The organism is Shinella zoogloeoides, assembly GCF_022682305.1.
Taxonomy (GTDB): Bacteria; Pseudomonadota; Alphaproteobacteria; order Rhizobiales; family Rhizobiaceae; genus Shinella; species Shinella zoogloeoides_B.
Genome location: NZ_CP093528.1, coordinates 1372167 through 1394731 on the forward strand (window position 1 = coordinate 1372167; position 22565 = coordinate 1394731).

The 22565-nt window shown below is 63.4% G+C and carries 22 protein-coding genes and 4 tRNA genes; 16 read left to right on the plus strand and 10 right to left on the minus strand.

What is annotated here, in order from left to right:
• Nucleotides 1-124 precede the first annotated feature (124 nt).
• Nucleotides 125-1264 (plus strand): pyridoxal phosphate-dependent aminotransferase, encoded by a 1140-nt coding sequence (locus MOE34_RS07025; protein WP_242222454.1) that lies wholly within the window; start codon nucleotides 125-127, stop codon nucleotides 1262-1264.
• A gap of 75 nt (nucleotides 1265-1339) precedes the next feature.
• Here MOE34_RS07025 and MOE34_RS07030 read toward each other — a convergent pair whose 3' ends face one another.
• Together MOE34_RS07030 and MOE34_RS07035 are read right to left on the minus strand one after the other, a co-directional pair.
• Nucleotides 1340-2104: an SDR family oxidoreductase gene (locus tag MOE34_RS07030; RefSeq protein ID WP_242222456.1), complete on the minus strand. Its 765-nt coding sequence runs from the start codon at nucleotides 2102-2104 to the stop codon at nucleotides 1340-1342.
• Between the two features lie 127 nt (nucleotides 2105-2231).
• On the minus strand, nucleotides 2232-5141 hold the full coding sequence (locus tag MOE34_RS07035) for an Rne/Rng family ribonuclease (protein WP_242222458.1): 2910 nt from the start codon (nucleotides 5139-5141) through the stop codon (nucleotides 2232-2234).
• Between the two features lie 635 nt (nucleotides 5142-5776).
• On the opposite strand from MOE34_RS07035, the gene MOE34_RS07040 reads away from it, so the two are divergent.
• The 3 genes from MOE34_RS07040 (at nucleotide 5777) to prfB (ending at nucleotide 10971) form a co-directional block, all read left to right on the plus strand.
• A complete protein-coding gene (locus tag MOE34_RS07040) occupies nucleotides 5777-7015 on the plus strand; it encodes an N-acetylmuramoyl-L-alanine amidase (RefSeq protein ID WP_242222459.1) in 1239 nt (412 codons plus the stop codon).
• Nucleotides 7016-7291: 276 nt separating this feature from the next.
• The gene (locus MOE34_RS07045) at nucleotides 7292-9739 is read left to right on the plus strand and encodes a penicillin-binding protein 1A (RefSeq protein ID WP_242222462.1); all 2448 of its coding nucleotides are present in this window, start codon (nucleotides 7292-7294) and stop codon (nucleotides 9737-9739) included.
• A gap of 100 nt (nucleotides 9740-9839) precedes the next feature.
• Nucleotides 9840-10971 (plus strand): peptide chain release factor 2 gene (gene prfB / locus MOE34_RS07050; RefSeq protein WP_242222464.1). Its coding sequence is split into 2 segments (ribosomal slippage): nucleotides 9840-9908 and nucleotides 9910-10971, totalling 1131 coding nucleotides; the frame shifts between segments, so codons are not numbered across the junction.
• Between the two features lie 45 nt (nucleotides 10972-11016).
• Here prfB and MOE34_RS07055 read toward each other — a convergent pair.
• The 7 genes from MOE34_RS07055 to MOE34_RS07080 form a co-directional block, all read right to left on the minus strand.
• Nucleotides 11017-11499 carry a hypothetical protein gene (locus MOE34_RS07055; RefSeq protein ID WP_242222466.1) on the minus strand — a complete coding sequence of 161 codons (483 nt, stop codon included), beginning with the start codon at nucleotides 11497-11499 and terminating at the stop codon, nucleotides 11017-11019.
• Nucleotides 11500-11530: 31 nt separating this feature from the next.
• Complete coding sequence (locus MOE34_RS07060) at nucleotides 11531-12304, minus strand: NAD kinase (protein WP_242222468.1); 774 nt, start codon at nucleotides 12302-12304, stop codon at nucleotides 11531-11533.
• 132 nt (nucleotides 12305-12436) lie between these two features.
• Nucleotides 12437-12646: a hypothetical protein gene (locus tag MOE34_RS07065; protein ID WP_242222470.1), complete on the minus strand. Its 210-nt coding sequence runs from the start codon at nucleotides 12644-12646 to the stop codon at nucleotides 12437-12439.
• A gap of 120 nt (nucleotides 12647-12766) precedes the next feature.
• Nucleotides 12767-12934 (minus strand): hypothetical protein, encoded by a 168-nt coding sequence (locus MOE34_RS07070; RefSeq protein WP_242222472.1) that lies wholly within the window; start codon nucleotides 12932-12934, stop codon nucleotides 12767-12769.
• Between the two features lie 73 nt (nucleotides 12935-13007).
• Complete coding sequence (locus MOE34_RS25420; protein WP_277955660.1) at nucleotides 13008-13133, minus strand: hypothetical protein; 126 nt, start codon at nucleotides 13131-13133, stop codon at nucleotides 13008-13010.
• A gap of 156 nt (nucleotides 13134-13289) precedes the next feature.
• Nucleotides 13290-13365: transfer RNA gene (locus MOE34_RS07075), tRNA-Thr, on the minus strand.
• A 53-nt stretch (nucleotides 13366-13418) separates the two neighbouring features.
• Nucleotides 13419-14366 (minus strand): LysR family transcriptional regulator, encoded by a 948-nt coding sequence (locus MOE34_RS07080; RefSeq protein ID WP_242222474.1) that lies wholly within the window; start codon nucleotides 14364-14366, stop codon nucleotides 13419-13421.
• 131 nt (nucleotides 14367-14497) lie between these two features.
• Between MOE34_RS07080 and MOE34_RS07085 the strand changes: the two genes are divergently transcribed.
• Nucleotides 14498-15121 (plus strand): FMN-dependent NADH-azoreductase, encoded by a 624-nt coding sequence (locus MOE34_RS07085; RefSeq protein WP_242222476.1) that lies wholly within the window; start codon nucleotides 14498-14500, stop codon nucleotides 15119-15121.
• A 70-nt stretch (nucleotides 15122-15191) separates the two neighbouring features.
• On the opposite strand, the gene rlmB is transcribed toward MOE34_RS07085, so the two are convergent.
• Nucleotides 15192-16067 carry a 23S rRNA (guanosine(2251)-2'-O)-methyltransferase RlmB gene (gene rlmB, locus MOE34_RS07090; RefSeq protein WP_242222479.1) on the minus strand — a complete coding sequence of 292 codons (876 nt, stop codon included), beginning with the start codon at nucleotides 16065-16067 and terminating at the stop codon, nucleotides 15192-15194.
• Between the two features lie 246 nt (nucleotides 16068-16313).
• Here rlmB and MOE34_RS07095 point away from each other — a divergent pair.
• The 11 genes from MOE34_RS07095 (at nucleotide 16314) to rplL (ending at nucleotide 22334) form a co-directional block, all read left to right on the plus strand.
• A tRNA-Tyr gene (locus MOE34_RS07095) sits at nucleotides 16314-16398 on the plus strand.
• 26 nt (nucleotides 16399-16424) lie between these two features.
• Nucleotides 16425-16498, plus strand: a tRNA-Gly gene (locus MOE34_RS07100).
• Nucleotides 16499-16647: 149 nt separating this feature from the next.
• Nucleotides 16648-17022 (plus strand): hypothetical protein, encoded by a 375-nt coding sequence (locus MOE34_RS07105; protein WP_242222481.1) that lies wholly within the window; start codon nucleotides 16648-16650, stop codon nucleotides 17020-17022.
• Nucleotides 17023-17308: 286 nt separating this feature from the next.
• Complete coding sequence (tuf, locus tag MOE34_RS07110) at nucleotides 17309-18484, plus strand: elongation factor Tu (protein ID WP_160784683.1); 1176 nt, start codon at nucleotides 17309-17311, stop codon at nucleotides 18482-18484.
• Nucleotides 18485-18696: 212 nt separating this feature from the next.
• Nucleotides 18697-18772 (plus strand) — tRNA-Trp (locus MOE34_RS07115).
• A gap of 192 nt (nucleotides 18773-18964) precedes the next feature.
• Nucleotides 18965-19165 carry a preprotein translocase subunit SecE gene (secE, locus tag MOE34_RS07120; RefSeq protein ID WP_160784691.1) on the plus strand — a complete coding sequence of 67 codons (201 nt, stop codon included), beginning with the start codon at nucleotides 18965-18967 and terminating at the stop codon, nucleotides 19163-19165.
• A gap of 16 nt (nucleotides 19166-19181) precedes the next feature.
• Nucleotides 19182-19712 (plus strand): transcription termination/antitermination protein NusG, encoded by a 531-nt coding sequence (gene nusG / locus MOE34_RS07125; RefSeq protein ID WP_119259257.1) that lies wholly within the window; start codon nucleotides 19182-19184, stop codon nucleotides 19710-19712.
• A 201-nt stretch (nucleotides 19713-19913) separates the two neighbouring features.
• Complete coding sequence (gene rplK / locus MOE34_RS07130) at nucleotides 19914-20345, plus strand: 50S ribosomal protein L11 (protein ID WP_160784690.1); 432 nt, start codon at nucleotides 19914-19916, stop codon at nucleotides 20343-20345.
• Between the two features lie 4 nt (nucleotides 20346-20349).
• Entirely contained in the window at nucleotides 20350-21042 is a 693-nt protein-coding gene (rplA, locus tag MOE34_RS07135; RefSeq protein WP_160784689.1) for a 50S ribosomal protein L1, read from the plus strand.
• 335 nt (nucleotides 21043-21377) lie between these two features.
• On the plus strand, nucleotides 21378-21896 hold the full coding sequence (rplJ, locus tag MOE34_RS07140) for a 50S ribosomal protein L10 (protein ID WP_024270435.1): 519 nt from the start codon (nucleotides 21378-21380) through the stop codon (nucleotides 21894-21896).
• Between the two features lie 60 nt (nucleotides 21897-21956).
• Nucleotides 21957-22334, plus strand: coding sequence for a 50S ribosomal protein L7/L12 (gene rplL, locus MOE34_RS07145; RefSeq protein WP_119259254.1), 378 nt, complete (start codon nucleotides 21957-21959; stop codon nucleotides 22332-22334).
• Nucleotides 22335-22565: the final 231 nt, after the last annotated feature.

Below are 22565 nucleotides of genomic sequence, written 5' to 3' on the forward strand. Positions count from 1 at the left end.
GACCTTATGGTTCGCCGCGCGCAAACGATAGGGCAAAAGCGGCGGATTTTCGGCCCTCGCGGGATTGTGAACGTGGGCGTCTTGCGGCAGGAAGGCGGCATCTCATGAACCGGAAGAAAAGCCCATGAAACTCTCCCGCCGCGGCGCCGTCGAACCCTTTCACGCCATGGATGTGCTCGCCGAGGCGACGAAGCGCCGGGCCGCCGGCCGCCCGGTGATCTCCATGGCCGTGGGCCAGCCCGTCCATCCCGCGCCGGAAGCTGCCCGCGAAGCCGCGCGCCGTGCGCTGGAGATCGGCCGCATCGGCTATACGGACGCGCTCGGCCTGCTTTCGCTGCGCACCGCCATCTCGGATTTCTACAAGGCCCTCCACGGCGTTTCGGTCGATCCCGGCCGCATTGCCATCACGACCGGCTCTTCCGCCGGCTTCAACCTCGCCTTCCTCGCGCTGTTCGATGCCGGAGACCGGGTCGCCATCGCGCGCCCTGGATATCCTGCCTATCGCAATATCCTCGCCGCGCTCGGCATCGAGACGGTGGAGATCGAGGTGAGCGCGGAAAACGGCTTCACGCTGACGCCGGAGGCATTGGAGGCGGCGGGCCGCATCGATGGCGTGCTGCTCGCCAGCCCTGCGAACCCGACGGGCACCGTGACCGGCCGCGCCAACCTTTCGGCGCTCTCCGCCTACTGCCGGGACAACAGCATCGCCTTCATCTCGGACGAGATCTATCACGGCCTCACCTTCGTCGGCGAGGAGGCGACGGCGCTGGAATTCGGCGAGGAGGCGGTGATCATCAACTCCTTCTCGAAATACTATTGCATGACCGGCTGGCGGATCGGCTGGATGGTGCTGCCGGAAAAGCTGGTGCGTCCGGTCGAGCGCATCGCCCAGAGCCTCTATATTTCCGCGCCGGAACTCTCGCAGATCGCGGCGCAGGCGGCCCTCGGCGCGGAGGCGGAGTTGAACGTCTACCGCGATGCCTACCGCGTGAACCGTGATTTCCTCGTTAAGCGCCTGCCGGAACTCGGCTTCTCCATCGCCTCGCCGATGGATGGCGCCTTTTATGCCTATGTGGATGTCCGCCGCTTCACCAACGACAGCATGGCCTTCGCCCGCCGCATGCTGGCCGAGACCGATGTCGCCGCGACGCCCGGCATCGACTTCGATCCGCTGGACGGCCATCACACGATGCGGTTCTCCTATGCCGGCTCCTTCGAGGAGATGAACGAGGCGGTCGACCGCCTCGCGCGCTGGCTCGCCTGAGATCGGAAAGCGATTCCGCTTCAAGGCTTTGCGATGCGAAGCGGAATCGATCTTTCAGGCACCTGATTCACTTTCTCAGACGCGGTTGATCGAGACGCCGCCATCGACCAGCATCGCCGTTCCCGTCGTGAAGCTGGAGGCGGGCGAGCAGAGGAAAAGTGCGGCTTCAGCGATTTCCTCCGGCGCGGCGATGCGCTTGAAGGCGTTGAGGCCGGCGACGAATTGCAGCGCCTCGGGCGTGTTCGCCACGTCGCGGCCCATCGGCGTATCCGTCGCGCCCGGCAGCAGCGCATTCACGCGAATGCCCTTCGGCCCGTATTCGGAAGCGAGCACCTGCACCAGGCCGACAAGGCCGGACTTGGACGCGGCGTAGGCCGCAAGACCGGGAAAACCTGCCGTGTAGCCGACGAAGGTGGACGTGAAGACCAGGCTGCCGCCGCCGCGTGCCTCCATCGCGGGAAGCTGGTACTTGGCGGCGAGGAAGCCGCTCGTCAGGTTGACGCCCAGAACCGCCTGCCATTCCGCCATGGAGAGCGCGGTGAGGGCGCCGACCGGCCCCGTCGTGCCGGCATTGTTGAAGGCTATGTCAAGGCCGCCGAATTCCGCCTGCGCGGCATCGACCAGCGCCTCGTGATGGGATTCTTCGCTGACGTCGCCGGGAACGGCGACGACCGCGCCGCCGGCCATACGGATTTCCTCGGCAACCGCCTCCAGCCGTTCGCGTCCGCGTGCCGAAAGCACGACCTTCGCCCCCTGCCGGGCGAACAGCAGCGCGGCGGCGCGGCCGATGCCGGAGCTTGCGCCGGTGATGATGGCAACCTTGCTATCGAGATATGTCATGGGAAGCTCCTCTTGGTTCTGACGACAGCGATGTCGCAGAAGGAGAAGGGAGCAGCCACCCGATTCCCGCGCAAGAAAAAGGCCCGGCAAAACCGGGCCTTTTCGATTTCATAATATAAGCAGGCTCTTAGAAGAAGCCGCGACGCTGCCACCAGCCGCCTTTCTTGGGCTTTTCCGGTTCATCGTCCGTTGCCGCTTCCTTGGTGGCCGTCGTGGACTTCACGACGGGTTCGGAGGCGATCTTCGAGAGGTCGCGGTTGGCGCGTACGGGCTTGGCCGGCTCTTCGAGATCGGCGGCGGCCTGCTCGACTTCCGGTTCCGCCGACGTTGCGGTCTCTTCCACGGCAGCCGGTGCGGGCTGGGCCTCGACCTCGCTGCGGGCAGCCTCGTCGGCAACGGCTTCCTCGGCCGCCTTGGCGCGGCTGCGGCGAGCGCGCTTCGGCTTGGCAGGCACTTCCTCGACGATGGCTTCGGCCGGGGTTTCCTCGGCAGCGACAGCCACTTCGGCGACTTCCGCCTCGACGGCTTCCACCGTCACGGCATCGCCGTCGTCGTCATCGCCTTCCGCATCGTCGGACCCTTCGGCGCCGGCTTCGACGGAGCCGTCTTCGGGACGGTTGCGGCGGCCGCCGCGCTTGCCACGACGGCGGCGCTTGCGGCGCTGGTCGCTGCTCTCGCCGGCTTCGGCCTGGGTCGCTTCCGTACCCTCCTCGCCATCGCCATCGCCTTCGGCGTCATCGTCGTCGAGTGCGTCGTCATCGCCGGCCTGTTCACCGCCGAAGGAGGCGGTGTCCGTGCCGTCGCCGTTCTCGCGGCCACGACCGCGACGGCGGCGGCGGCGCTTGCGCTTGTTGCGGCCGTTCTCGTCGGAGGAGGCGGACTGCGCGGCGGCGGCGGCCGGGCGGGCTGCTTCTTCCTCTTCCTCGTCGATCTCTTCCTCGATCACGACGTCTTCTTCTTCCGGCTCCGGCTCGAAGTGCAGGATCTGCTCGATCTTGACCGGATTCTCCACAGCCTCGCCGCGGTCGATCGCGAAGTGCTGTGCGCCTACATGGGCATCCGCCTCGATGATGATGGCGACGCCGAAACGGCCCTCATAATCGATGATCGTGCCGCGCTTGTGGTTGAGCAGGTAGAGCGCGATGTCCGGCGTGGTGCGGACGGTGATGTTGTGCGTGGTGTTCTTGAGGAGATATTCCTCAATGCCGCGCAGGACATGCAGCGCGACCGACGACTGCGAGCGGATATGGCCCGTGCCGTTGCAGTGCGGGCAGGTCTGCATCGTCGATTCGAGAACCGAAGCGCGGATACGCTGGCGCGACATTTCGAGCAGGCCGAAATGCGAGATGCGGCCGACCTGGATGCGCGCGCGGTCGTTCTTGAGATGGTCCTTCAGACGCTTCTCGACGGCCCGGTTGTTGCGCTTCTCCTCCATGTCGATGAAGTCGATGACGACGAGGCCGGCAAGGTCGCGCAGGCGCAGCTGGCGCGCGACTTCTTCCGCCGCTTCCAGGTTCGTCTGGAGCGCGGTCTCCTCGATGGAGTGCTCGCGGGTCGAACGGCCGGAGTTGACGTCGATCGAGACGAGCGCCTCGGTCTGGTTGATGATGATGTAGCCGCCGGACTTCAGCGTCACCTGCGGCTGCAGCATGCGGTCGAGCTGGGCTTCGATGCCCGAGCGCGAGAAGATCGGATGCACGTCGCGGTAAGGCTGGACGACCTTCGCGTGGCTCGGCATCAGCATCTTCATGAAGGCTTTCGCCTCGCGGTAGCCTTCCTCGCCGGCAACGACGATCTCACTGATGTCCTTGTTGTAGAGGTCGCGGATCGAGCGCTTGATGAGCGAGCCTTCCTCATAGACGAGGCAGGGCGCGGTGGAGGCGAGCGTCAGCGTGCGGACGTTCTCCCACAGGCGCATCAGGTATTCGAAGTCGCGCTTGACCTCGACGCGGGTGCGGTTCGCGCCGGCGGTGCGCAGGATCACGCCCATGCCCTGCGGAACCTCGAGGTCGCGGGCGATTTCCTTCAGGCGCTTGCGGTCCTGAAGGTTGGTGATCTTGCGGGAAATGCCGCCGCCGCGCGCCGTATTCGGCATCAGGACGGAGTAGCGGCCGGCGAGCGAAAGGTATGTGGTGAGAGCCGCGCCCTTGTTGCCGCGCTCTTCCTTGGCGACCTGCACGAGCAGGATCTGGCGGCGCTTGATGACTTCCTGGATGCGGTACTGCTTGCGCGGCTTGCGCTGCACGCGATCCGGTACCTCTTCCATGGCGTCTTCGGCGCCGACGGATTCGATGACTTCCTTCTCTTCGCCGTTGTGATCGTCGTCATCGTCGTCGTCATCGCGGCGGCGACGGCCGCGCGAGCGCTCGGCGGGCTCGGAGATTTCGTCGGTGTCGACGGCCATGGCCATCGCGCCGCCGGGCGTCTCGTCCTCGCTGCCTTCGGTGGAAGCGGCAGCCTCTTCGGCGGCCGGGGCTTCTTCCTCGGTCTTCGCCTTGGCCTTGCGGGTGCGGCGCGGCTTCTTCGGCTTTTCGGCCGGAGCCTCTTCAGCGGCAAGGTCAGCGGACGCTTCGACGACTTCCGGCTCGGCCGGGGCCTCGACTACGGTTTCTTCGACGGCGACGACCGCCTCGACTACGGTTTCTTCGACGGCGACGACCGCCTCGGCTTCGGCCTCGACCGGCGCTTCGCTCTCATCGGAAGCGCGCGTGCCCGTCTCGATCGGCTCGATGTCGTCGTCGCGGCGATGTTCCTCGGCTTCGGCCTTCAGGAGAGCCTGACGGTCGGCGAGGGGGATCTGGTAATAATCCGGGTGGATTTCGGCGAAAGCCAGGAAGCCGTGGCGGTTGCCGCCGTAGTCGACGAAGGCCGCCTGGAGCGACGGTTCGACGCGCGTGACCTTGGCAAGGTAGATATTGCCGCGGATCTGCTTCTTGTGTTCGGATTCGAAGTCGAATTCTTCTATGCGGTTCCCGCGTACGACGACAACCCGCGTCTCCTCAGAGTGAGACGCATCGATAAGCATTTTCTCTGCCATGTAATTTGAGCTCCTCGGCGCAGCCGCAATCCTGGCGGCGAGCTGTTCCCTGAAAGGGATGAGCCGGGGGAGGAGAGGGATGCGCCGGATAAGTAAGTTCCCGTCAGGCCCCGGTGAGGGGTAAGCGGACGGAGGGTGGTCGGTACGCGAGCGTCCCGGTGCCTGTTACCCTCTGATAGAATCCGCCGTGACAACATCAACGTCCAACGAGAATGCCAGTGCCATAGACCCATAGGGTCCGATGAAGTTGCCCTTGGGTAAGGGCGAGTGGTGGAAATCCACCTTGACTGTTCCGGCCACCGCCGGTTTACGCGATCTAATCGGCCGGGAAAAAGTGGTGCGACGGCGGATGAAGGCCCGGTTCGGCGCCAAGATCCCGAAGGGGTGGCTGCCTGCTCTAAGCGATTCTATCCCGTCTATTCTTTTTCCCTGATTTTGCTTTTATGGCGGATATGTCACAATGGCAAGGGAAAAGCCAAAAGCGTCATAATCTTGATGGATTTGCCATGATCTGTGCGCCGCGCCGCGCACGGCCGCCTCCGGCAAGCTTCGGTTAACCATATGGGGGCATCTATGGACTTCGTCCAGCGCCGCGCCGCGCGGGTTTCACGCGTTCGAACGGACTGCAAGTGGTGATGCCAAGCTTTCTGACCAAGACCCTTTATCGCCTTGCCATGGGGGCGTTCGCCGCAAGTCTCTGCCTTGCCGTCGTGACGCCTGTGCTCGCCGTTTCCGCTTCCGCCGCGCCGCTGCTCGCCTTCGGCGCCCGCATCGCCGGTGACGACGCCCGCACGCGCCTCGTCATCGACTTCGACCGCAAGCCCGACTTCAAGGTCCACTACGTCGCCAATCCCTATCGCATCCTCATCGACCTGCCGGAGACCGATTTCGGCATCAAGGCAGAGGAACTGGAGGCGCGCGGCATCTTCTCCGACATCCGCTACGGCACCATGGCCGCCGGGCGCGCCCGCATCGTGCTGACCGCCTCGCGCCCTGTCGGCGTCGTGCTGGCGGAGGTGCAGGAAGAGCAGGGGGCGGAAAGCTATCGCCTTGTCATCGACACGGCCATCGTCACCGGTGAGGTCTTCCAGGGCCAGATGGACAAGCAGAGCTGGCAGGCATCCGCGCCCGCCGCAAGCGAGGAAACGCCCGTGCTGTTGCCGGGCAGCCGGCCGGACGGCCCCTTCGTCATCGCCGTCGATGCCGGTCACGGCGGCATCGACAACGGCGCGCGCGGCGGCGCGACGAAGACGGAGGAGAAGAATGTCACGCTCGCCTTCGCAAGGGAGCTTGCGGACGCCCTTAACAAGCTGCCCGGCACCAAGGCCATCCTGACCCGCGACAAGGACGAGTTCCTCTCGCTTTCCCAGCGCGTGCAGCTTGCCCGCGGCGAGGGCGCGAACCTCCTGATCTCCATCCACGCCGATACGCTGAAGCAGAAGGATATCCGCGGCGCGACGGTCTACACCATTTCCGACAAGGCTTCCGACAGTCTCGCCGCAAGCCTTGCCGAGCGGGAAAACCTCTCCGACCAGATCGCTGGCATCTCCTTCACCGATGAGCCGGCCGAGGTCGCCGACATCCTGCTGGACCTGACGCGCCGCGAGACGCAGGCCTTTTCCATCAATCTCGCCCAGAGCGTCGTCGGCACCTTCAAGGACGAGGTGCTGCTGATCAACAACCCGCACCGCCATGCCGGCTTCCGCGTGCTGACCGCGCCGGATGTGCCCTCGATCCTGCTGGAACTCGGCTTCATGTCGAACAAGGACGACGAGCAATTGCTGATCGATCCCGCCTGGCAGAAGAAGGTTGCGGGCCTCGTCGCCAAGGCGGTGGAGGAATACCGCGAGACTGTGGTCGCCAACGGCGGTTAAGCTTGTCCTTAAAAACGTGGGCGCCGGATCGGCGAACATGCTAGTCTTTCCTGTGCCGGAAAAGTGACATCGCCGCCCATTGTGCGGGTAGCGAAGCCATCGGGCATGCTGTAAGCCCTATTTTCCTCACAATCCGATCGCTAGACGGAAGCGGAAACTGGGGACGAGTCGTCTTCGACGGGCAGGGCGCGGCGGCTGGATCCAGCCGGAGCGGCACAGGCCGGGCAGCAGGTCTGTCCGATGAATTCATAAGCATAAGGCACCGGTAACTGGCTCATGATCAGACTGATTGGATATTTCTTCGGGATTGGCGCCGTATTCTTTCTCGGCGTGGCGGCAATGGTTGCCCTCTATCTCGGAAGTGTCGCAAAGGATCTCCCCGATTATGAGGTGCTCAACAGCTACGCGCCGCCGGTGACGACGCGCGTACATGCCGGCAACGGCGCGCTGATGGCCGAATATGCCCGCGAACGCCGCCTCTACCTGCCGATCCAGGCGATCCCGGACCGCGTGAAGGCCGCCTTCCTTTCGGCGGAAGACAAGAATTTCTACCAGCATCCCGGCGTCGACGTGACGGGCCTCTTCCGCGCCATCGTGGTCAACCTGCAGAACATGGGGTCCGGCCGCCGCCCCGTCGGCGCGTCGACCATCACGCAGCAGGTCGCGAAGAACTTCCTCCTGTCCTCCGACCAGACCATGGACCGCAAGGTCAAGGAAGCGATCCTCTCCTTCCGCATCGAGCAGGCCTATTCCAAGGACCGCATCCTCGAACTCTACCTGAACGAAATCTTCTTCGGCCTCAATTCCTACGGCATCGCCGGCGCGGCGCTCACCTATTTCGACAAGTCCGTCACCGAACTGACCATCGCCGAGACCGCCTATCTTGCAGCCCTGCCGAAGGGGCCGTCGAACTACCATCCCTTCCGCCGCGCGGAAGCGGCCATCGAGCGCCGCAACTGGGTCATCGACCGCATGGTGGAGAACGGCTACGTCACCCAGAGCGACGGCGCGGAGGCGAAAGCCCAGCCGCTCGGCGTGACCCCGCGCCACCGCGGCACCTATCTCTTCGCCTCGGATTACTTCTCCGAGGAAGTCCGCCGCCAGATCATCGAGCGCTACGGCGACAACGCGCTTTACGAAGGTGGCCTTTCGGTGCGCACCTCGCTCGACCCGCGCATCCAGGTCGCGGCCCGCAAGGCGCTGCAGCACGGTCTTCTAAGCTATGACGAGCGCCGCGGCTTCCACGGCCCGATCAAGACCATCGAGATCGGTGGTGACTGGGGCGTGGAACTGGCCAAGGTCGACGCCTTCTCCGACGTGCCGGAATGGAAGCTCGCCGTCGTGCTTGCCGTCGACGACAGCGGCGCGGATATCGGCCTGCAACCGAGCAAGGAAGCCTCCGGCAAGGTCGTCGAGGAGCGCGTCACGGGCCGCATCGAGGCCAAGGCGATGACCTGGGCCTACCGCTCCGCCAAGGGTGATCGCAAGACGGCGAAATCGCCGGTCGGCGTGCTCAGTGCGGGCGATGTCGTCTATGTCGAGCCGGTGGAAGGCGGTACCTATCGCCTGCGCCAGCCGCCGAAGGTGCAGGGCGGCCTCATCGCCATGGACCCGCATACCGGCCGCGTGCTCGCCATGGTCGGCGGCTTCTCCTACGGCCAGTCGGAATTCAACCGTGCCACGCAGGCGATGCGCCAGCCGGGTTCCTCCTTCAAGCCCTTCGTCTATGCTGCCGCGCTCGACAACGGCTATACGCCGGCCTCGGTGGTCATGGACGCGCCGTTCGAGATGGTCGCCGGCGGCCAGGTCTGGCGCCCGCAGAACTACGGCGGCGGCTCGGCCGGCCCGTCGACGCTGCGTCTCGGCATCGAGCGCTCGCGCAACCTGATGACCGTTCGCCTTGCCAACGACATGGGCATGAACCTCGTCGCAGAATATGCCGAGCGCTTCGGCATCTACGACAAGATGCTGCCGGTGCTCGCCATGTCGCTCGGCTCGGGTGAGACGACGGTGATGCGCATGGTCTCGGCCTATGCCGTGCTCGCCAATGGCGGCAAGCAGATCAAGCCCTCGCTGATCGACCGCATCCAGGACCGCTACGGCAAGACGATCTTCCGCCATGAAGAGCGCACCTGCGAGAACTGCAACGCCACCGACTGGGAAAACCAGCAGGAGCCGGAACTGGTCGACAATCGCGAGCAGGTGCTCGACCCGATGACCGCCTACCAGATCACCTCGATGATGGAAGGCGTCGTCACGCGCGGCACCGCCGCCGGCAAGATCAAGCTCGACCGCCCGACGGCCGGCAAGACCGGCACGACCAACGATGAGAAGGACGCCTGGTTCGTCGGCTATACGCCGGACCTTGTCGCGGGTCTCTATATCGGCTTCGACAGTCCGGCCCCGCTTGGCCGCGGCGGCACCGGCGGCTCGCTGTCCGCGCCGATCTTCAACGAGTTCATGCAGGCTGCGGTGGAGGGCACGCGGCCGACAAAGTTCATCGTGCCGGAAGGCATGCAGTTCATCGCCGTCAACCGCAAGACGGGCATGCAGGCCTATGAGGGCGATCCGGACACGATCATGGAAGCCTTCAAGCCCGGCACCGGCCCGGCCGACGTCTTCTCGGTCATCGGCGGTGACGAATATGCCACCCCCGAGGAAATCCTGAACAGCTCGCCGCAGGCCAACCAGGCCGTGACGGGCGGCAGCGGCGGCCTGTTCTGATCCATCCGATCCCTGTTCGAGGGCGGGCGCGGGGCTTTACATCCGCGCCCGCCCTCTCTATTTCGGGGCCACCGAAACCTGAAGCATCGAAGAAACGGACATGCGCGCGGAAATCGAGAATATCGTCGACGAAATCAAGCAGGCCATAAGCCTGCTGAGGAGGCATCTTTGACTGGGATCAGGCGGTAAGACGACTGGACTGGTTGAACAACAAGGCAGAGGATCCCAACCTCTGGAACGATGCCCAGGAAGCCCAGAAGCTGATGCGCGAGCGCCAGCAGCTGGACGAGAGCATAAATGGCGTAAGAGCCATCGAGCAGCAGCTCCGGGACAATATCGAACTCATCGAAATGGGTGAGGAAGAGGGCGACGATTCCGTCGTCAAGGATGCCGAGGACGCGCTGAAGGCCGTCAAGGTCGAGGCCGCGCGCAAGCAGGTCGAGGCCATGCTTTCGGGCGAGGCGGACACCAACGATACCTATCTCGAAGTGCATTCCGGCGCCGGCGGCACGGAAAGCCAGGACTGGGCGAACATGCTGCTGCGCATGTATACCCGCTGGGCCGAGCGCTCGGGCTACAAGGTGGAGCTGCTGGAAGTCCACGACGGCGAAGAGGCAGGCATCAAGTCCGCGACGCTTCTCGTCAAGGGCCACAACGCCTATGGCTGGCTGAAGACGGAATCGGGCGTGCACCGTCTCGTGCGCATCTCGCCGTATGACAGCAATGCGCGGCGCCACACCTCGTTCTCGTCGATCTGGGTCTATCCGGTCGTCGACGATTCGATCACCGTCGAGGTGAACGAAAGCGATTGCCGTATCGACACCTACCGTTCGTCGGGCGCCGGCGGCCAGCACGTCAACACGACCGACTCGGCCGTGCGCATCACGCACATCCCGACCGGCATCGTGGTCGCCTGCCAGCAGGAGCGTTCGCAGCACAAGAACCGCGCCAAGGCGTGGGACATGCTGCGCGCCCGCCTCTACGAGCAGGAGCTGAAGAAACGTGAGGACGCCGCCAACGCCGAAGCCGCCTCCAAGACGGATATCGGCTGGGGCCACCAGATCCGCTCCTACGTCCTCCAGCCCTATCAGCTCGTCAAGGACCTGCGCACGGGCGTCGAAAGCACGGCCCCCTCGGATGTGCTCGACGGCGAACTGAACGAGTTCATGGAAGCCGCTCTCGCCCATCGCGTCAATGGCGGCGCCGATGCGGTGGTGGACGACCTGAGCTGAGTTCGGCAGGGATCGAATGGATGACGGGCGCTTCGGCGCCCGTTTTCAGTTGGTGGCGCGCTCCACCTTGACCGCGCCGAGGTCGTCGATCAGCACCGTCCAGCTTTCAGGCTCCACGGTCTTAGGATCGGTCTTGAGATAGACCGTGGCGAAGAGACCGGGCTGGGCGGTGACGCCCGAAGAGTTCTCCGGGCGGATATCCGTCACATAGGGTTTCATCGCTGAAAACTCTTCCAGCACCGCCGAGGAGGCGATCTTCGGGCCGGTCGCGGTCGCCTCGATCTGCTGGAGATGGATCGCGGCCGTTCCGTCCGGCTGGCGCACGGCGATCAGCTTGTAGTAGCCGCGGCGCAGGCCGCCTGTGGTCGTTTCCGGCTTTGCTGCGTCGCCATCCTCGGCCGGCGCCTCCCAGAAGCCGGTGCTGACCACGAAGGTGATCGTCTCGCCAACCGGCGAATCGCCCTCGGCCGAAGCCGGCGCGGCGAAAAGGAGAAAGGCGAGGGCGGCGGCGAGCATATGCCGTTTCATGACGAACTCCTGTCCTGAACCTGTCGCCGCCTCAATAATCGAATTGTTCGGCGAGAATCCGGTCGGACCAGGAATGATCGGGATCCGAAAGGATGCGCGCCGAGAGGCCGGCCGATTCGGCGATGCGCACCGAGATCACCGACTTGACCTCCGTATTGTCGGCCACCGCATTGACCGGCCGCTTTTCCGCCTCCAGCACCTCGATCTCCACCGTCACCTTGTTCGGCAGCAGTGCGCCGCGCCAGCGGCGGGGCCGGAAAGCGCTGACGGGCGTCAGGGCGAGAAGCGGTGCCTCCAGTGGCAGGATGGGGCCGTGGGCGGAGAGATTGTAGGCCGTGGAACCTGCCGGCGTCGCCAAAAGCAGGCCGTCGCAGATCAGTTCCTCAAGCCTCACACGCCCGTCCACGCTGACGCGCAGCTTGGCCGCCTGGTAGGACTGGCGGAACAGATAGACCTCGTTGATGGCCAGCGCCCGGCGTTCCTGGCCGCTGGCGTCGCTCGTGGTCATTTCGAGCGGGCGGAAGGCGTTTTCCACCGCGGTCTCGATGCGCGCCTGAAGGTCCCTGGTGTCGTAGCGATTCATCAGGAAGCCGATGGAGCCGCGATTCATGCCGTAGACGCGCTTGCCGGAATTCATCGTCGTGTGCAGCGTCTGAAGCATGAAGCCGTCGCCGCCGAGTGCGACGATCACGTCGGCCTCCTCGGGATCGGCATTGCCGTAGATGGCGATCAGCTCGTTGCGCGCTTCCTGCGCTTCCGGCGCCTGCGAGGCGACGAAGGAGAGGGAGGTGAAGTTACGCGTCATGCCCTGATCCGCATCCTCGCTGCAAAGCCCCGCCGGGTGCGGGCTGGCCTTTGTCGCACGCCTTCACGGTCCATGCATCTGAAAAATACCAGAGGCATCGATGCAAAAAGGCGGCGGCGTTCGCCGCCTGCGTCAAGCCTTGCGGGCCTTTTCCTGCGCCTCGAGGCGGTTGAGCACGGCCTGACCGGCGGCCGCGGCCTGAAGCGGATTGGCGAAGGGACCGTTCACCGGATAGGTGACGCCACGATAGGTGAGGGCGAAGAAATAGAGCCCCTTGGCGTCCTTCTCCACTGTGATCTTGGTAATCGGGTTCCTGGCATCCGGGTTCTTGTCTGCCGCCACGTCCGTTCCTCCGCATGATCGCCGCGCCGCTACGTAACCGCGCGCTGAGCATGCCTATAGGGCAGAGCGCCGCCTACGGCAATGGAGGCTGCGCAAGGAGACCCCGGCGCCGGGATGGTGTCATTGAAGCCGTAGTTCGAGCTGCTTCTTGCTCTTAAGCACATAGAGCGGCTTGGCGACGGCCGCGGCCTTGCGCTGAAGCTCAAGGCGGTTCTGCATCTGCCGCTCCCGCAAGGACCGGCAGGCTTCCAGAAGGGCATGTCCGCGTTCCAGGGTATCGTTCTGCATGATCGCGACCTCCAATGTTCTCTATATGTTCTATTCTGGTGAAAGAGTCAAGAGATGGGCGCTGGCGGCGGGCTCAGAATGTGGTTCGAAGGAAATGGGACAGGCTTTCGGCAATTCCCTGGGTATACGCGCCGTGGTTCTGCGTGAAATCCCAGACGATGGCGCAGGCGATCGCAAAGACGGCGATGACATATCTCATGGGCACCCCGCACGACAGGGAGGGGCTGCGCCGGAAAATCGGGCGCGGTCCTGTAACGGCCATGGTGCGCCCTGCGGTAGCGCAAGTCCATTGAATTTCGGGATTTTGTCTACACATGGCCGCGCCGGCCGGTAATCGGCGACGAAGAGGAGAGAGTGGTGCCCCCAGCAAGACTCGAACTCGCGACCCCCTGATTACAAATCAGGTGCTCTACCAACTGAGCTATAAGGGCACTCTGCGAGGGAGTTAGCATATTCTCCGCCGCTGTAAAGCGAAAAGGCCGCCTCAGATCGACCAGTTGCTGTCGGAGGCGCCTCGCGGGACGATTTCCTGGCAGCGTTCCATGGAGCGCGGCAGGTTTTCTGCGAGATGGTCGATGAGGGCGCGTACGGCCGGCAGCATGCCGTGGCGCGAGGTGAAGACGGCGTGGACGGCCGATTCCGCGCTCGACCAGTCCGGCAGGACCGGGGTCAGCAGGCCGGCGCGGAAGCCGCGCTCGACGATCATGTCCGGCAGCAGCGCCAGTCCCACGCCCTCGATTGTCGCCCGTTCCAGAACGGTGAAGTCGGAACAGGTCAGCACCGGCGAATGGGAGACGTCGTGCACCTCGCCATTGGTGTGGAACAGTGTCCAGATGGCGCGTGGATTGTTCTCCTGCATCGACAGGGTCGGCACGCGGCCAATCGTATCGAGGTCGATGGGGCCGTGACGCTCCAGGAAACGGGGGCTGGCCGCGAGGTAGCGGCGGGTGCCGCCGAAGCGGCGCACGATCAGCGACTGGTCGGTGTCGTAGCTGTCGCGCACGCGCAGCGCCACGTCTATCCGCTCCTCGATGAGGTCGACCGGCCGCCCGGTGGTGAGGATCGAGAGGCGCACCAGCGGATAGCGCCGCATGAAGCCCGGCAGGATATCGGCAACGACGGGGGCGAAGCCGGGCGGCATGGACATGCGCACCGTGCCGGCCGGCTCCGCCTTGGCGACGGCGACAACGGCCTCCGCCGCCTCCACGCCGGACAGCACCGCTTCGCAGCGCTCATAGAAGGACTGGCCGATATCGGTGATGGAGAGCTTGCGGGTCGAGCGCTCGATGAGCCGCACGCCGAGCTGCTCCTCCAGTGCGGCGATGCGCTTGCTGATCTTCGATTTCGGCACGGACAGCGCATTCGCCGCCGCGGTGAAGCCCTTGTGCCGAACCACGGCGGCGTAAAGCGCGAGATCGTTCAGGTCCTGCATGGCGTTTTCTCCGATGGTCTCCTGATTATTGTTTCCATCAAGAAACAGTCAATTGGATTTTTGCCGTCTAATCATGTGATTGTTTTCGGATCATATGGGTTTCATCAAATTTCAAGCAAAGGTGCTGACCCATGAACCTCCTTCACATCGATTCCGGCATTCTCGGAGACCATTCCGTTTCCCGCCGCCTGACCGCCGCTGTCACTGCCCAGATCAAGGCCGAGCAGCCCCGCGCGACCGTCGCCTACCGCGACCTCGTCGCCAGCCCGCTGCCGCATCTTTCCGGCGCGCATCTGATGGCGGCCAACGCCGCGCCTGAAGATGTCGACGCGCAGATCGCGGCCGACGTCGCGGAAAGCAAGGCCGTGCTGGACGAGTTCCTCGCCGCCGACACCATCGTCCTCGGCGTGCCCATGTACAACTTCTCCCTGCCGAGCCAGCTCAAGGCCTGGATCGATCGCGTTGCCGTCGCCGGTAAGACGTTCCGCTACACGGCCGAAGGCCCGGAGGGGCTTGCCAAGGGCAAGAAGGTGATCGTCGTCTCCACCCGCGGCGGCCATTACAGCGCGGGCCCGGCGGCCGTCATGGATCACCAGGAAAGCTACCTGAAGACTGTGCTCGGCTTCCTCGGCATCACGGATATCGAGATCGTACGCGCCGAAGGCCTGAATCTCAGCGCCGATTCGAAGGTCGAGGCCATTTCGGAGGCCGAGCGCGTCATCTCCGGCCGCGGCAGCCTGAAGCTCGCCAGCTAAGGGACACGTCCCGCAACGCAAAGGCCCGCCGGTGGAAGCCGGCGGGCCTTTGCGCATTCAGGACGACGATTCAGCCGAACAGGTGGCGATGCGAGGCGTAGAGCGCGATGGCGGCCGCATTCGACACGTTGAGCGACTTGATCGCGCCGGGCATGTCGAGACGGGCGAGGGCCTTGCAGGTGGCGCGCGTCTTCTGCCGCAGGCCTTTGCCCTCCGACCCCATGACGAGCGCGATGCGCTGGCCGGAAAGCGTGCCTTCCAGCGGGGCGGGGCCTTCCGAATCGAGACCGACGGTCTGGAAGCCGAGCTTGTGCAACTCTTCCAGCGCATCCGAGAGATTGGTGATCTGGATATAGGGAATGAGTTCCAGCGCGCCCGAGGCGGTTTTCGCAAGTACGCCCGATTCGGTCGGCGAATGGCGCTGCGTGGTGATGACCGCGCCGGCGTTGAAGGCGACGGCCGAGCGCATGATGGCGCCGACATTGTGCGGGTCGGTGACCTGGTCGAGCACGAGGAGGAGCGGCGAATCCTTCAACGCCTCCAGCCGGCGCACCGGCAGCGGCCGTGTTTCCAGCATCACGCCCTGATGGATGGCCTCGGGGCCGAGCACCTTGTCGAGGTCGGAGGGAAGCACCGTCTCGACCGGATAGGGCAGGGTGGAGAAATCCGGCAGCTCCAGCCGCTGGGCGGCGTTCTGGCTCACGGAAAGCTTGACGATCCTGCGCTCGGGATTGTCGAGCGCCGCGCGCACCGTATGCAGGCCATAAAGGAAGACCTGGTCGGGGGCGACGGCCGGCGGCTTCCAGCCATCGGCCTGCCGGCGGCGGCGGTCGTCCTTGGGCGTCGGGATCTCCCCGCGCTCGCGCCGCTGGTCGCGATGCGCGCGGCGAAGCTTGGCGTAATGGGTGTCTTTTGCGGACTTGCCGCCGGTATCGTCTTTGCTCATGCCGCTTCTATAATGCATGTCGCGCAAAAGTGTGCAGCGGTTTTGCACAAGCCGCGAAAAATCGGGCGGCAAGCGAATGCCGCCGCTTGGGCTCCGGCATGGGGATGACGACATTTTTCGCAATTTTTTCCGTGACGTCGTGTTGACAGGATGAATTGTGCCCGTCATATACCGCGCCAGATCGAAGGCGCCGCCGCAGGGCACAGCCGAACGGTCGATACTGGTCGCTTGATCCCGCCGGAATATGGAGGGATGCCCGAGTGGTTAAAGGGGACGGACTGTAAATCCGTTGGCTCAGCCTACGTTGGTTCAAATCCAACTCCCTCCACCATTCCGTTGCTCGGATCAAGACCTCCCGCGGGTATAGCTCAATGGTAGAGCAGCAGCCTTCCAAGCTGAATACGCGGGTTCGATTCCCGCTACCCGCTCCATCGGTCGCCCCCTGAAACTGATGTGTTGTTCGGTCTCGCCGCATCCGTTTGCGGTATGTGGCGCTCCTCTGCTCCGGCGAGAATCCTGAAGCCGCTCGACTCTTTCCTCAATTGGTCTCATGATCTTTCTCAGCGATGGGGAGGGGATCATGAATGTGAAATCCTGCATTGTTGTCGCCTTCGCGGTGGCCCTTTCGGGTTGCAGCCAGACCGCAACAAAAGACGTGACGCCGTCGACGCCGGCCTATGCGCTGACGCAGACGGATACCGAGACCGTCCAGGCCGGCGTGCGGGCCTCCCTCAAGGACCCGGCATCCGCGACGTTCGGCCCGATGAGCGCGACGCAACGGGCCGATGGCGTGATAACGGTCTGCGGCTATGTCGGCACGGCGCCCTTCATGGGCGTCCTGACGCTTGCGCCGAAGCCGGTCTTCGACGTGACCGGGGTCGGAAGCGATGATGAGAAGGCCGCGTTGACGACGACGTTCTGCCAGAAGGCCGGAATCGTTCTGGCGGCGCAGTAGGTCGCCGGTTCGAGGCGATTGCCGGTTTTGGAGGCCTTGCCGGCAGGATATGCCGGTTTGGTCCCGTCGCTTTTCGTGCCCGGGCGGCGGGGCTGTATTCCGGCATAAGGCGTTGCCTTGAAAAACCGATTCGGCATCCCGACTTATGGCAAATCCGGCTTGCCCCAGCTCGTTTCCGGCGGATTTCATTGTGCATTTAAGGCTTGCGCATTCGTTGCGAAAGCCTTAAACGCCTGCCAAACCGGACGGGCCGGTTAGCCCAACTTTCGTTCAGTAGGAAAAAGACATGGCAAAAGGTAAGTTTGAGCGCAACAAGCCTCACGTAAACATCGGCACGATCGGCCACGTTGACCATGGCAAGACGTCGACGACCGCCGCGATCACGAAGTACTTCGGCGAGTTCAAGGCGTACGACCAGATCGACGCTGCCCCGGAAGAAAAGGCCCGTGGCATCACCATCTCGACGGCACACGTCGAGTATGAGACGGCCAACCGTCACTATGCGCACGTCGACTGCCCCGGCCACGCCGACTACGTCAAGAACATGATCACCGGCGCAGCCCAGATGGATGGCGCGATCCTCGTCGTTTCGGCTGCCGACGGCCCGATGCCGCAGACCCGCGAGCACATCCTGCTCGCCCGCCAGGTCGGCGTTCCGGCTATCGTCGTGTTCCTCAACAAGGTCGACCAGGTTGACGACGCCGAGCTTCTCGAACTCGTCGAGCTGGAAGTCCGCGAACTTCTGTCGTCCTACGAATTCCCGGGCGACGACATTCCGATCGTCAAGGGTTCGGCTCTTGCCGCTCTGGAAGACTCGAACAAGGAAATCGGCGAAGACGCGATCCGCGCCCTGATGGCCGCTGTCGACGACTACATCCCGACGCCGGAGCGTCCGATCGACCTTCCGTTCCTGATGCCGATCGAAGACGTGTTCTCGATCTCGGGCCGTGGTACGGTTGTGACCGGCCGCGTCGAGCGCGGTATCGTCAAGGTTGGTGAGGAAATCGAAATCGTCGGCATCCGTCCGACGACGAAGACGACCTGCACGGGCGTTGAAATGTTCCGCAAGCTGCTCGACCAGGGCCAGGCCGGCGACAACATCGGTGCGCTGCTGCGCGGTGTTAACCGTGACGGCGTCGAGCGTGGCCAGATCCTGTGCAAGCCGGGTTCGGTCAAGCCGCACAAGAAGTTCAAGGCTGAAGCCTACATCCTGACGAAGGAAGAAGGCGGCCGTCATACGCCGTTCTTCACGAACTACCGTCCGCAGTTCTACTTCCGCACGACGGACGTAACGGGCATCGTTACGCTTCCGGAAGGCACGGAAATGGTCATGCCGGGCGACAACGTCACGGTTGACGTCGAGCTGATCGTTCCGATCGCGATGGAAGAAAAGCTGCGCTTCGCTATCCGCGAAGGCGGCCGTACCGTCGGCGCAGGCATCGTAGCCTCCATCGTCGAGTAATTTCGGGTCCTTGACCTGAAGAGAGCCCCGCGGGAAACCGCGGGGCTTTTGCGTTTCGGGCGCTTGCGCCGGTGGGGCAGGGCGCTGGCCGGAATAAGCACTGATTTGTTGTAAGAAATGCGTTTTTCGGGCTTGCAAAGTCCGCCCCAGCGCCGTAAAGACCCCATGCCTTGCCGGTGACGGGTGCTTTGCTTCCGATGCGGCAGGCGACTAGGGGTATAGCTCAGTTGGTAGAGCGGCGGTCTCCAAAACCGCAGGTCGGGGGTTCGAGCCCCTCTGCCCCTGCCATTTCCTGCCGGACAGCGCGGACCACTTGCAGCGACGGTCGTAAATGGCGTGGCGGCTTCCACCGCCTAAATTCGTTAAAAGTCCGGTTGCCTCTTGTGAAAAAGGGAATCGGGCTTTATGTAGGGCAAAACAGACACGCGGTGCGTGGGGCTGAGAGTTCAGCTTTACGCGCCGTAATGGCGTGGACATTCAATGGCATCGAAAACGAATCCGATTGCGTTTCTGAAGCAGGTACGCTCCGAGACGGCGAAAGTGACTTGGCCCTCGCGGCGCGAGACGATGATCTCGACCGTCATGGTCTTTGTCATGGTCTTCCTTGCCGCGGTGTTCTTCTTTGCTGCGGACCAGTTGATGGGCTGGCTTATCGGCCTCGTCCTGAACGCCGGCGCCTGATTGGTTGGAGATGAACATGGCTTCCCGTTGGTACATCGTCCACGCCTATTCGAATTTCGAGAAGAAGGTCGCTGAGGACATCGAGAACAAGGCTCGCCAGAAGGGTCTTGATCACCTGTTCGAAAAGATCCTCGTGCCGACCGAAAAGGTTGTCGAGGTGCGTCGTGGCCGCAAGGTCGACTCCGAGCGCAAGTTCTTCCCCGGCTACGTGCTGGTGCGGGCGAACCTGACGGACGAGGCGTACCACCTCATCAAGAATACGCCGAAGGTCACGGGCTTCCTCGGTTCCGACAACAAGCCGGTTCCGATCCCGGACAGTGAGGCCGAGCGCATCCTGTCGCAGGTTCAGGACGGTGTCGATCGTCCGAAGCCCTCCGTCTCGTTCGAGATCGGCGAGCAGGTTCGCGTTTCCGATGGTCCGTTCGCTTCGTTCAACGGTATCGTCCAGGACGTCGACGAGGAGCGTTCGCGCCTCAAGGTGGAAGTGTCGATCTTCGGTCGCGCCACCCCGGTCGAGCTGGAATACGCTCAGGTCGAGAAAATCTGATTTCGGCGGCGCCTTCCGGGCGTTGCTGTTTCGAAATCCAATCCTCCTCGTGAGGGTTGGTGGCGGAAGTTTCCGCCGATCGCGTGGAAGGGAAGGCGGCCTTTAGCCGGGCGCCCGGACCGCACCACGCAACCGCAGCCGCCGGTCCCTGGATCGGCATCAAGGGCCGGGCAACCGGCCGCATTCTGAAAGGCAGAGAAAATGGCTAAGAAAGTTGCAGGCCAGCTCAAGCTTCAGGTCAAGGCAGGATCGGCAAACCCGTCCCCGCCGATCGGCCCGGCGCTTGGTCAGCGTGGCATTAACATCATGGAATTCTGCAAGTCGTTCAACGCGGCTACGCAGGAAATGGAAAAGGGTATGCCGATCCCGGTCGTCATCACCTACTACCAGGACAAGTCCTTCACCTTCGTGATGAAGCAGCCGCCGGTGACCTACTTCCTCAAGAAGGAAGCCAAGATCCAGTCCGGTTCGAAGACCCCGGGCAAGGGCGCGACGGTCGGCAAGCTCACCAAGGCTCAGATCAAGTCGATCGCCGAAGCCAAGATGAAGGATCTCAACGCCGCCGATATCGAAGGCGCGATGGCAATGGTCGAGGGCTCCGCCCGCGCCATGGGCCTGGAAGTGGTAGGTTAATATCATGGCCAAGATTGCAAAGCGCATCCAGAAGATCCGTGAAGGCATCGATCCGACCAAGCTCGTCGCCCTGTCGGACGCAATCGCTCTCGTCAAGGAGCGTGCCGTCGCCAAGTTCGACGAAACCGTCGAAGTCGCCATGAACCTCGGCGTCGACCCGCGCCACGCAGACCAGATGGTCCGCGGCGTGGTCAACCTGCCGAACGGCACGGGCCGTGACGTTCGCGTCGCCGTCTTCGCACGTGGCGCCAAGGCTGACGAAGCCAAGGCCGCCGGAGCCGACATCGTCGGTGCGGAAGACCTGCTCGAAATCGTCCAGGGCGGCAAGATCGACTTCGATCGTTGCATCGCGACCCCGGACATGATGCCGCTCGTCGGTCGTCTCGGTAAGGTTCTCGGCCCGCGCGGCATGATGCCGAACCCGAAGGTGGGTACGGTCACCATGGACGTCACGGGCGCCGTCAAGGCTTCCAAGGGCGGCGCTGTCGAGTTCCGCGTCGAGAAGGCTGGTATCATCCATGCCGGCATCGGCAAGGCTTCCTTCGACGCCAAGGCTCTTGAAGAGAACATCAAGGCCTTCGCCGACGCCGTCATCAAGGCGAAGCCGGCTGGCGCCAAGGGCAACTACGTCAAGCGCGTAGCCATCTCTTCGACGATGGGCCCGGGCGTAAAGATCGACCCGTCGACGGTCGCTTAATTTCGGTTCGGCCTCGGCCGGATCGCAACAGAATTCCCGGCCGGTCTGGCCGGGAATTTCCGGGGAAACCCGGAACTCCTGTCCGAGATTGCAGGTGGTTAGACCTTAATCACGTTGCCTGCATGAGACGGGTGAGACCTGAATTTCACTCAGCGTCGGATGACGCGGAATTCGGTTCGAACCTACCTTGCCTGTGCCGCGGCTCCAAGCCGAGCGCGGGGGGACAGGATCCTCGAGCGTCGCTCGGGATCAGCTTTTTGAGATGATCTCTAGCGGCAAAGGCAAACCCGGCAGGTTCCGTGAGAATTCACGGTCCTGTTAACTGGAGATAGGCAGTGGAAAGAGCGGAAAAACGCGAATTCGTCACGGAGCTGAATGAAGTCTTCAAGGCTTCCGGTTCGGTTGTCGTGGCCCGCTATGCCGGCATCACCGTTGCACAGATGAACGATCTTCGTACGAAGATGCGTGCAGCTGGCGGTACCGTCAAAGTCGCGAAGAACCGCCTGGCCAAAATTGCCCTTCAGGGTACGGAGTCGGAAGGGATGTCTGATCTCTTCCAGGGTCAGACACTCATTGCATACGCAAATGATCCGATGATCGCTCCGAAGGTAGCCATGGATTTCGCCAAGACCAACGACAAGCTCGTTGTTCTCGGTGGTGCCATGGGTGCGACCACACTCGACGCAGAAGCAGTCAAGTCGCTTGCGACCCTGCCTTCGCTCGACGAGCTTCGTGCAAAGCTCCTGGGCCTCATTGCAGCCCCGGCAACGCGCGTCGCCACGGTCGTTGCAGCACCGGCAAGCCAGCTTGCCCGCGTGTTCGCAGCCTACGCCAAGAAGGACGAAGCCGCGTAAGGCGGTTTTTCGCTGTAAATCAAACAACCCAGTTCGAACCGAACAAAAGGAACTACTACAATGGCTGATCTCGCAAAGATCGTTGAAGACCTGTCCGCCCTGACCGTCCTGGAAGCCGCTGAGCTTTCCAAGCTTCTCGAAGAGAAGTGGGGCGTTTCGGCTGCAGCTCCCGTAGCTGTTGCTGCTGCTGGCGGCGCTGCTGCTCCGGCTGCTGCTGAAGAAGAAAAGACCGAGTTCGACGTTATCCTGGTTGACGCTGGCGCCAACAAGATCAACGTCATCAAGGAAGTCCGCGGCATCACCGGCCTCGGCCTCAAGGAAGCCAAGGACCTGGTCGAAGGCGCTCCGAAGCCGGTCAAGGAAGCCGTTTCCAAGGCTGAAGCCGCTGACCTCAAGAAGAAGCTTGAGGACGCCGGCGCCAAGGTCGACGTCAAGTAATACCGGAATACGGTGGGAGAGGGTTTCGACCCTCTCCCATTGGTCCTTTCCGCTGAACTGATTACCCAAAAGCCGCAAAAACGGCTTTTGGGTAATGGGTTCTTCAAGAGGATGGTCTTCACCGCGCGATTGGGCAATCCGGCCCGTCAACCGGCAGCAAGACGAGTTTGAACCAACCCATTGGTCGACGGGATCGACTGGCCAGCGAACCCCGTCCGTTGCAGGCCCGGA

What these genes read in the sequence shown, in the direction of transcription:
- MOE34_RS07025 (WP_242222454.1), top strand. Translation starts at nt 125, where the DNA reads ATGAAACTCTCCCGCCGCGGCGCCGTCGAACCCTTTCACGCCATGGAT.
- MOE34_RS07030 (WP_242222456.1), bottom strand. Translation starts at nt 2,104, where the DNA reads ATGACATATCTCGATAGCAAGGTTGCCATCATCACCGGCGCAAGCTCC.
- MOE34_RS07035 (WP_242222458.1), bottom strand. Translation starts at nt 5,141, where the DNA reads ATGGCAGAGAAAATGCTTATCGATGCGTCTCACTCTGAGGAGACGCGG.
- MOE34_RS07040 (WP_242222459.1), top strand. Translation starts at nt 5,777, where the DNA reads ATGCCAAGCTTTCTGACCAAGACCCTTTATCGCCTTGCCATGGGGGCG.
- MOE34_RS07045 (WP_242222462.1), top strand. Translation starts at nt 7,292, where the DNA reads ATGATCAGACTGATTGGATATTTCTTCGGGATTGGCGCCGTATTCTTT.
- MOE34_RS07055 (WP_242222466.1), bottom strand. Translation starts at nt 11,499, where the DNA reads ATGAAACGGCATATGCTCGCCGCCGCCCTCGCCTTTCTCCTTTTCGCC.
- MOE34_RS07060 (WP_242222468.1), bottom strand. Translation starts at nt 12,304, where the DNA reads ATGACGCGTAACTTCACCTCCCTCTCCTTCGTCGCCTCGCAGGCGCCG.
- MOE34_RS07070 (WP_242222472.1), bottom strand. Translation starts at nt 12,934, where the DNA reads ATGCAGAACGATACCCTGGAACGCGGACATGCCCTTCTGGAAGCCTGC.
- MOE34_RS25420 (WP_277955660.1), bottom strand. Translation starts at nt 13,133, where the DNA reads ATGAGATATGTCATCGCCGTCTTTGCGATCGCCTGCGCCATCGTCTGG.
- MOE34_RS07080 (WP_242222474.1), bottom strand. Translation starts at nt 14,366, where the DNA reads ATGCAGGACCTGAACGATCTCGCGCTTTACGCCGCCGTGGTTCGGCAC.
- MOE34_RS07085 (WP_242222476.1), top strand. Translation starts at nt 14,498, where the DNA reads ATGAACCTCCTTCACATCGATTCCGGCATTCTCGGAGACCATTCCGTT.
- rlmB (WP_242222479.1), bottom strand. Translation starts at nt 16,067, where the DNA reads ATGAGCAAAGACGATACCGGCGGCAAGTCCGCAAAAGACACCCATTAC.
- MOE34_RS07105 (WP_242222481.1), top strand. Translation starts at nt 16,648, where the DNA reads ATGAATGTGAAATCCTGCATTGTTGTCGCCTTCGCGGTGGCCCTTTCG.
- tuf (WP_160784683.1), top strand. Translation starts at nt 17,309, where the DNA reads ATGGCAAAAGGTAAGTTTGAGCGCAACAAGCCTCACGTAAACATCGGC.
- secE (WP_160784691.1), top strand. Translation starts at nt 18,965, where the DNA reads ATGGCATCGAAAACGAATCCGATTGCGTTTCTGAAGCAGGTACGCTCC.
- nusG (WP_119259257.1), top strand. Translation starts at nt 19,182, where the DNA reads ATGGCTTCCCGTTGGTACATCGTCCACGCCTATTCGAATTTCGAGAAG.
- rplK (WP_160784690.1), top strand. Translation starts at nt 19,914, where the DNA reads ATGGCTAAGAAAGTTGCAGGCCAGCTCAAGCTTCAGGTCAAGGCAGGA.
- rplA (WP_160784689.1), top strand. Translation starts at nt 20,350, where the DNA reads ATGGCCAAGATTGCAAAGCGCATCCAGAAGATCCGTGAAGGCATCGAT.
- rplL (WP_119259254.1), top strand. Translation starts at nt 21,957, where the DNA reads ATGGCTGATCTCGCAAAGATCGTTGAAGACCTGTCCGCCCTGACCGTC.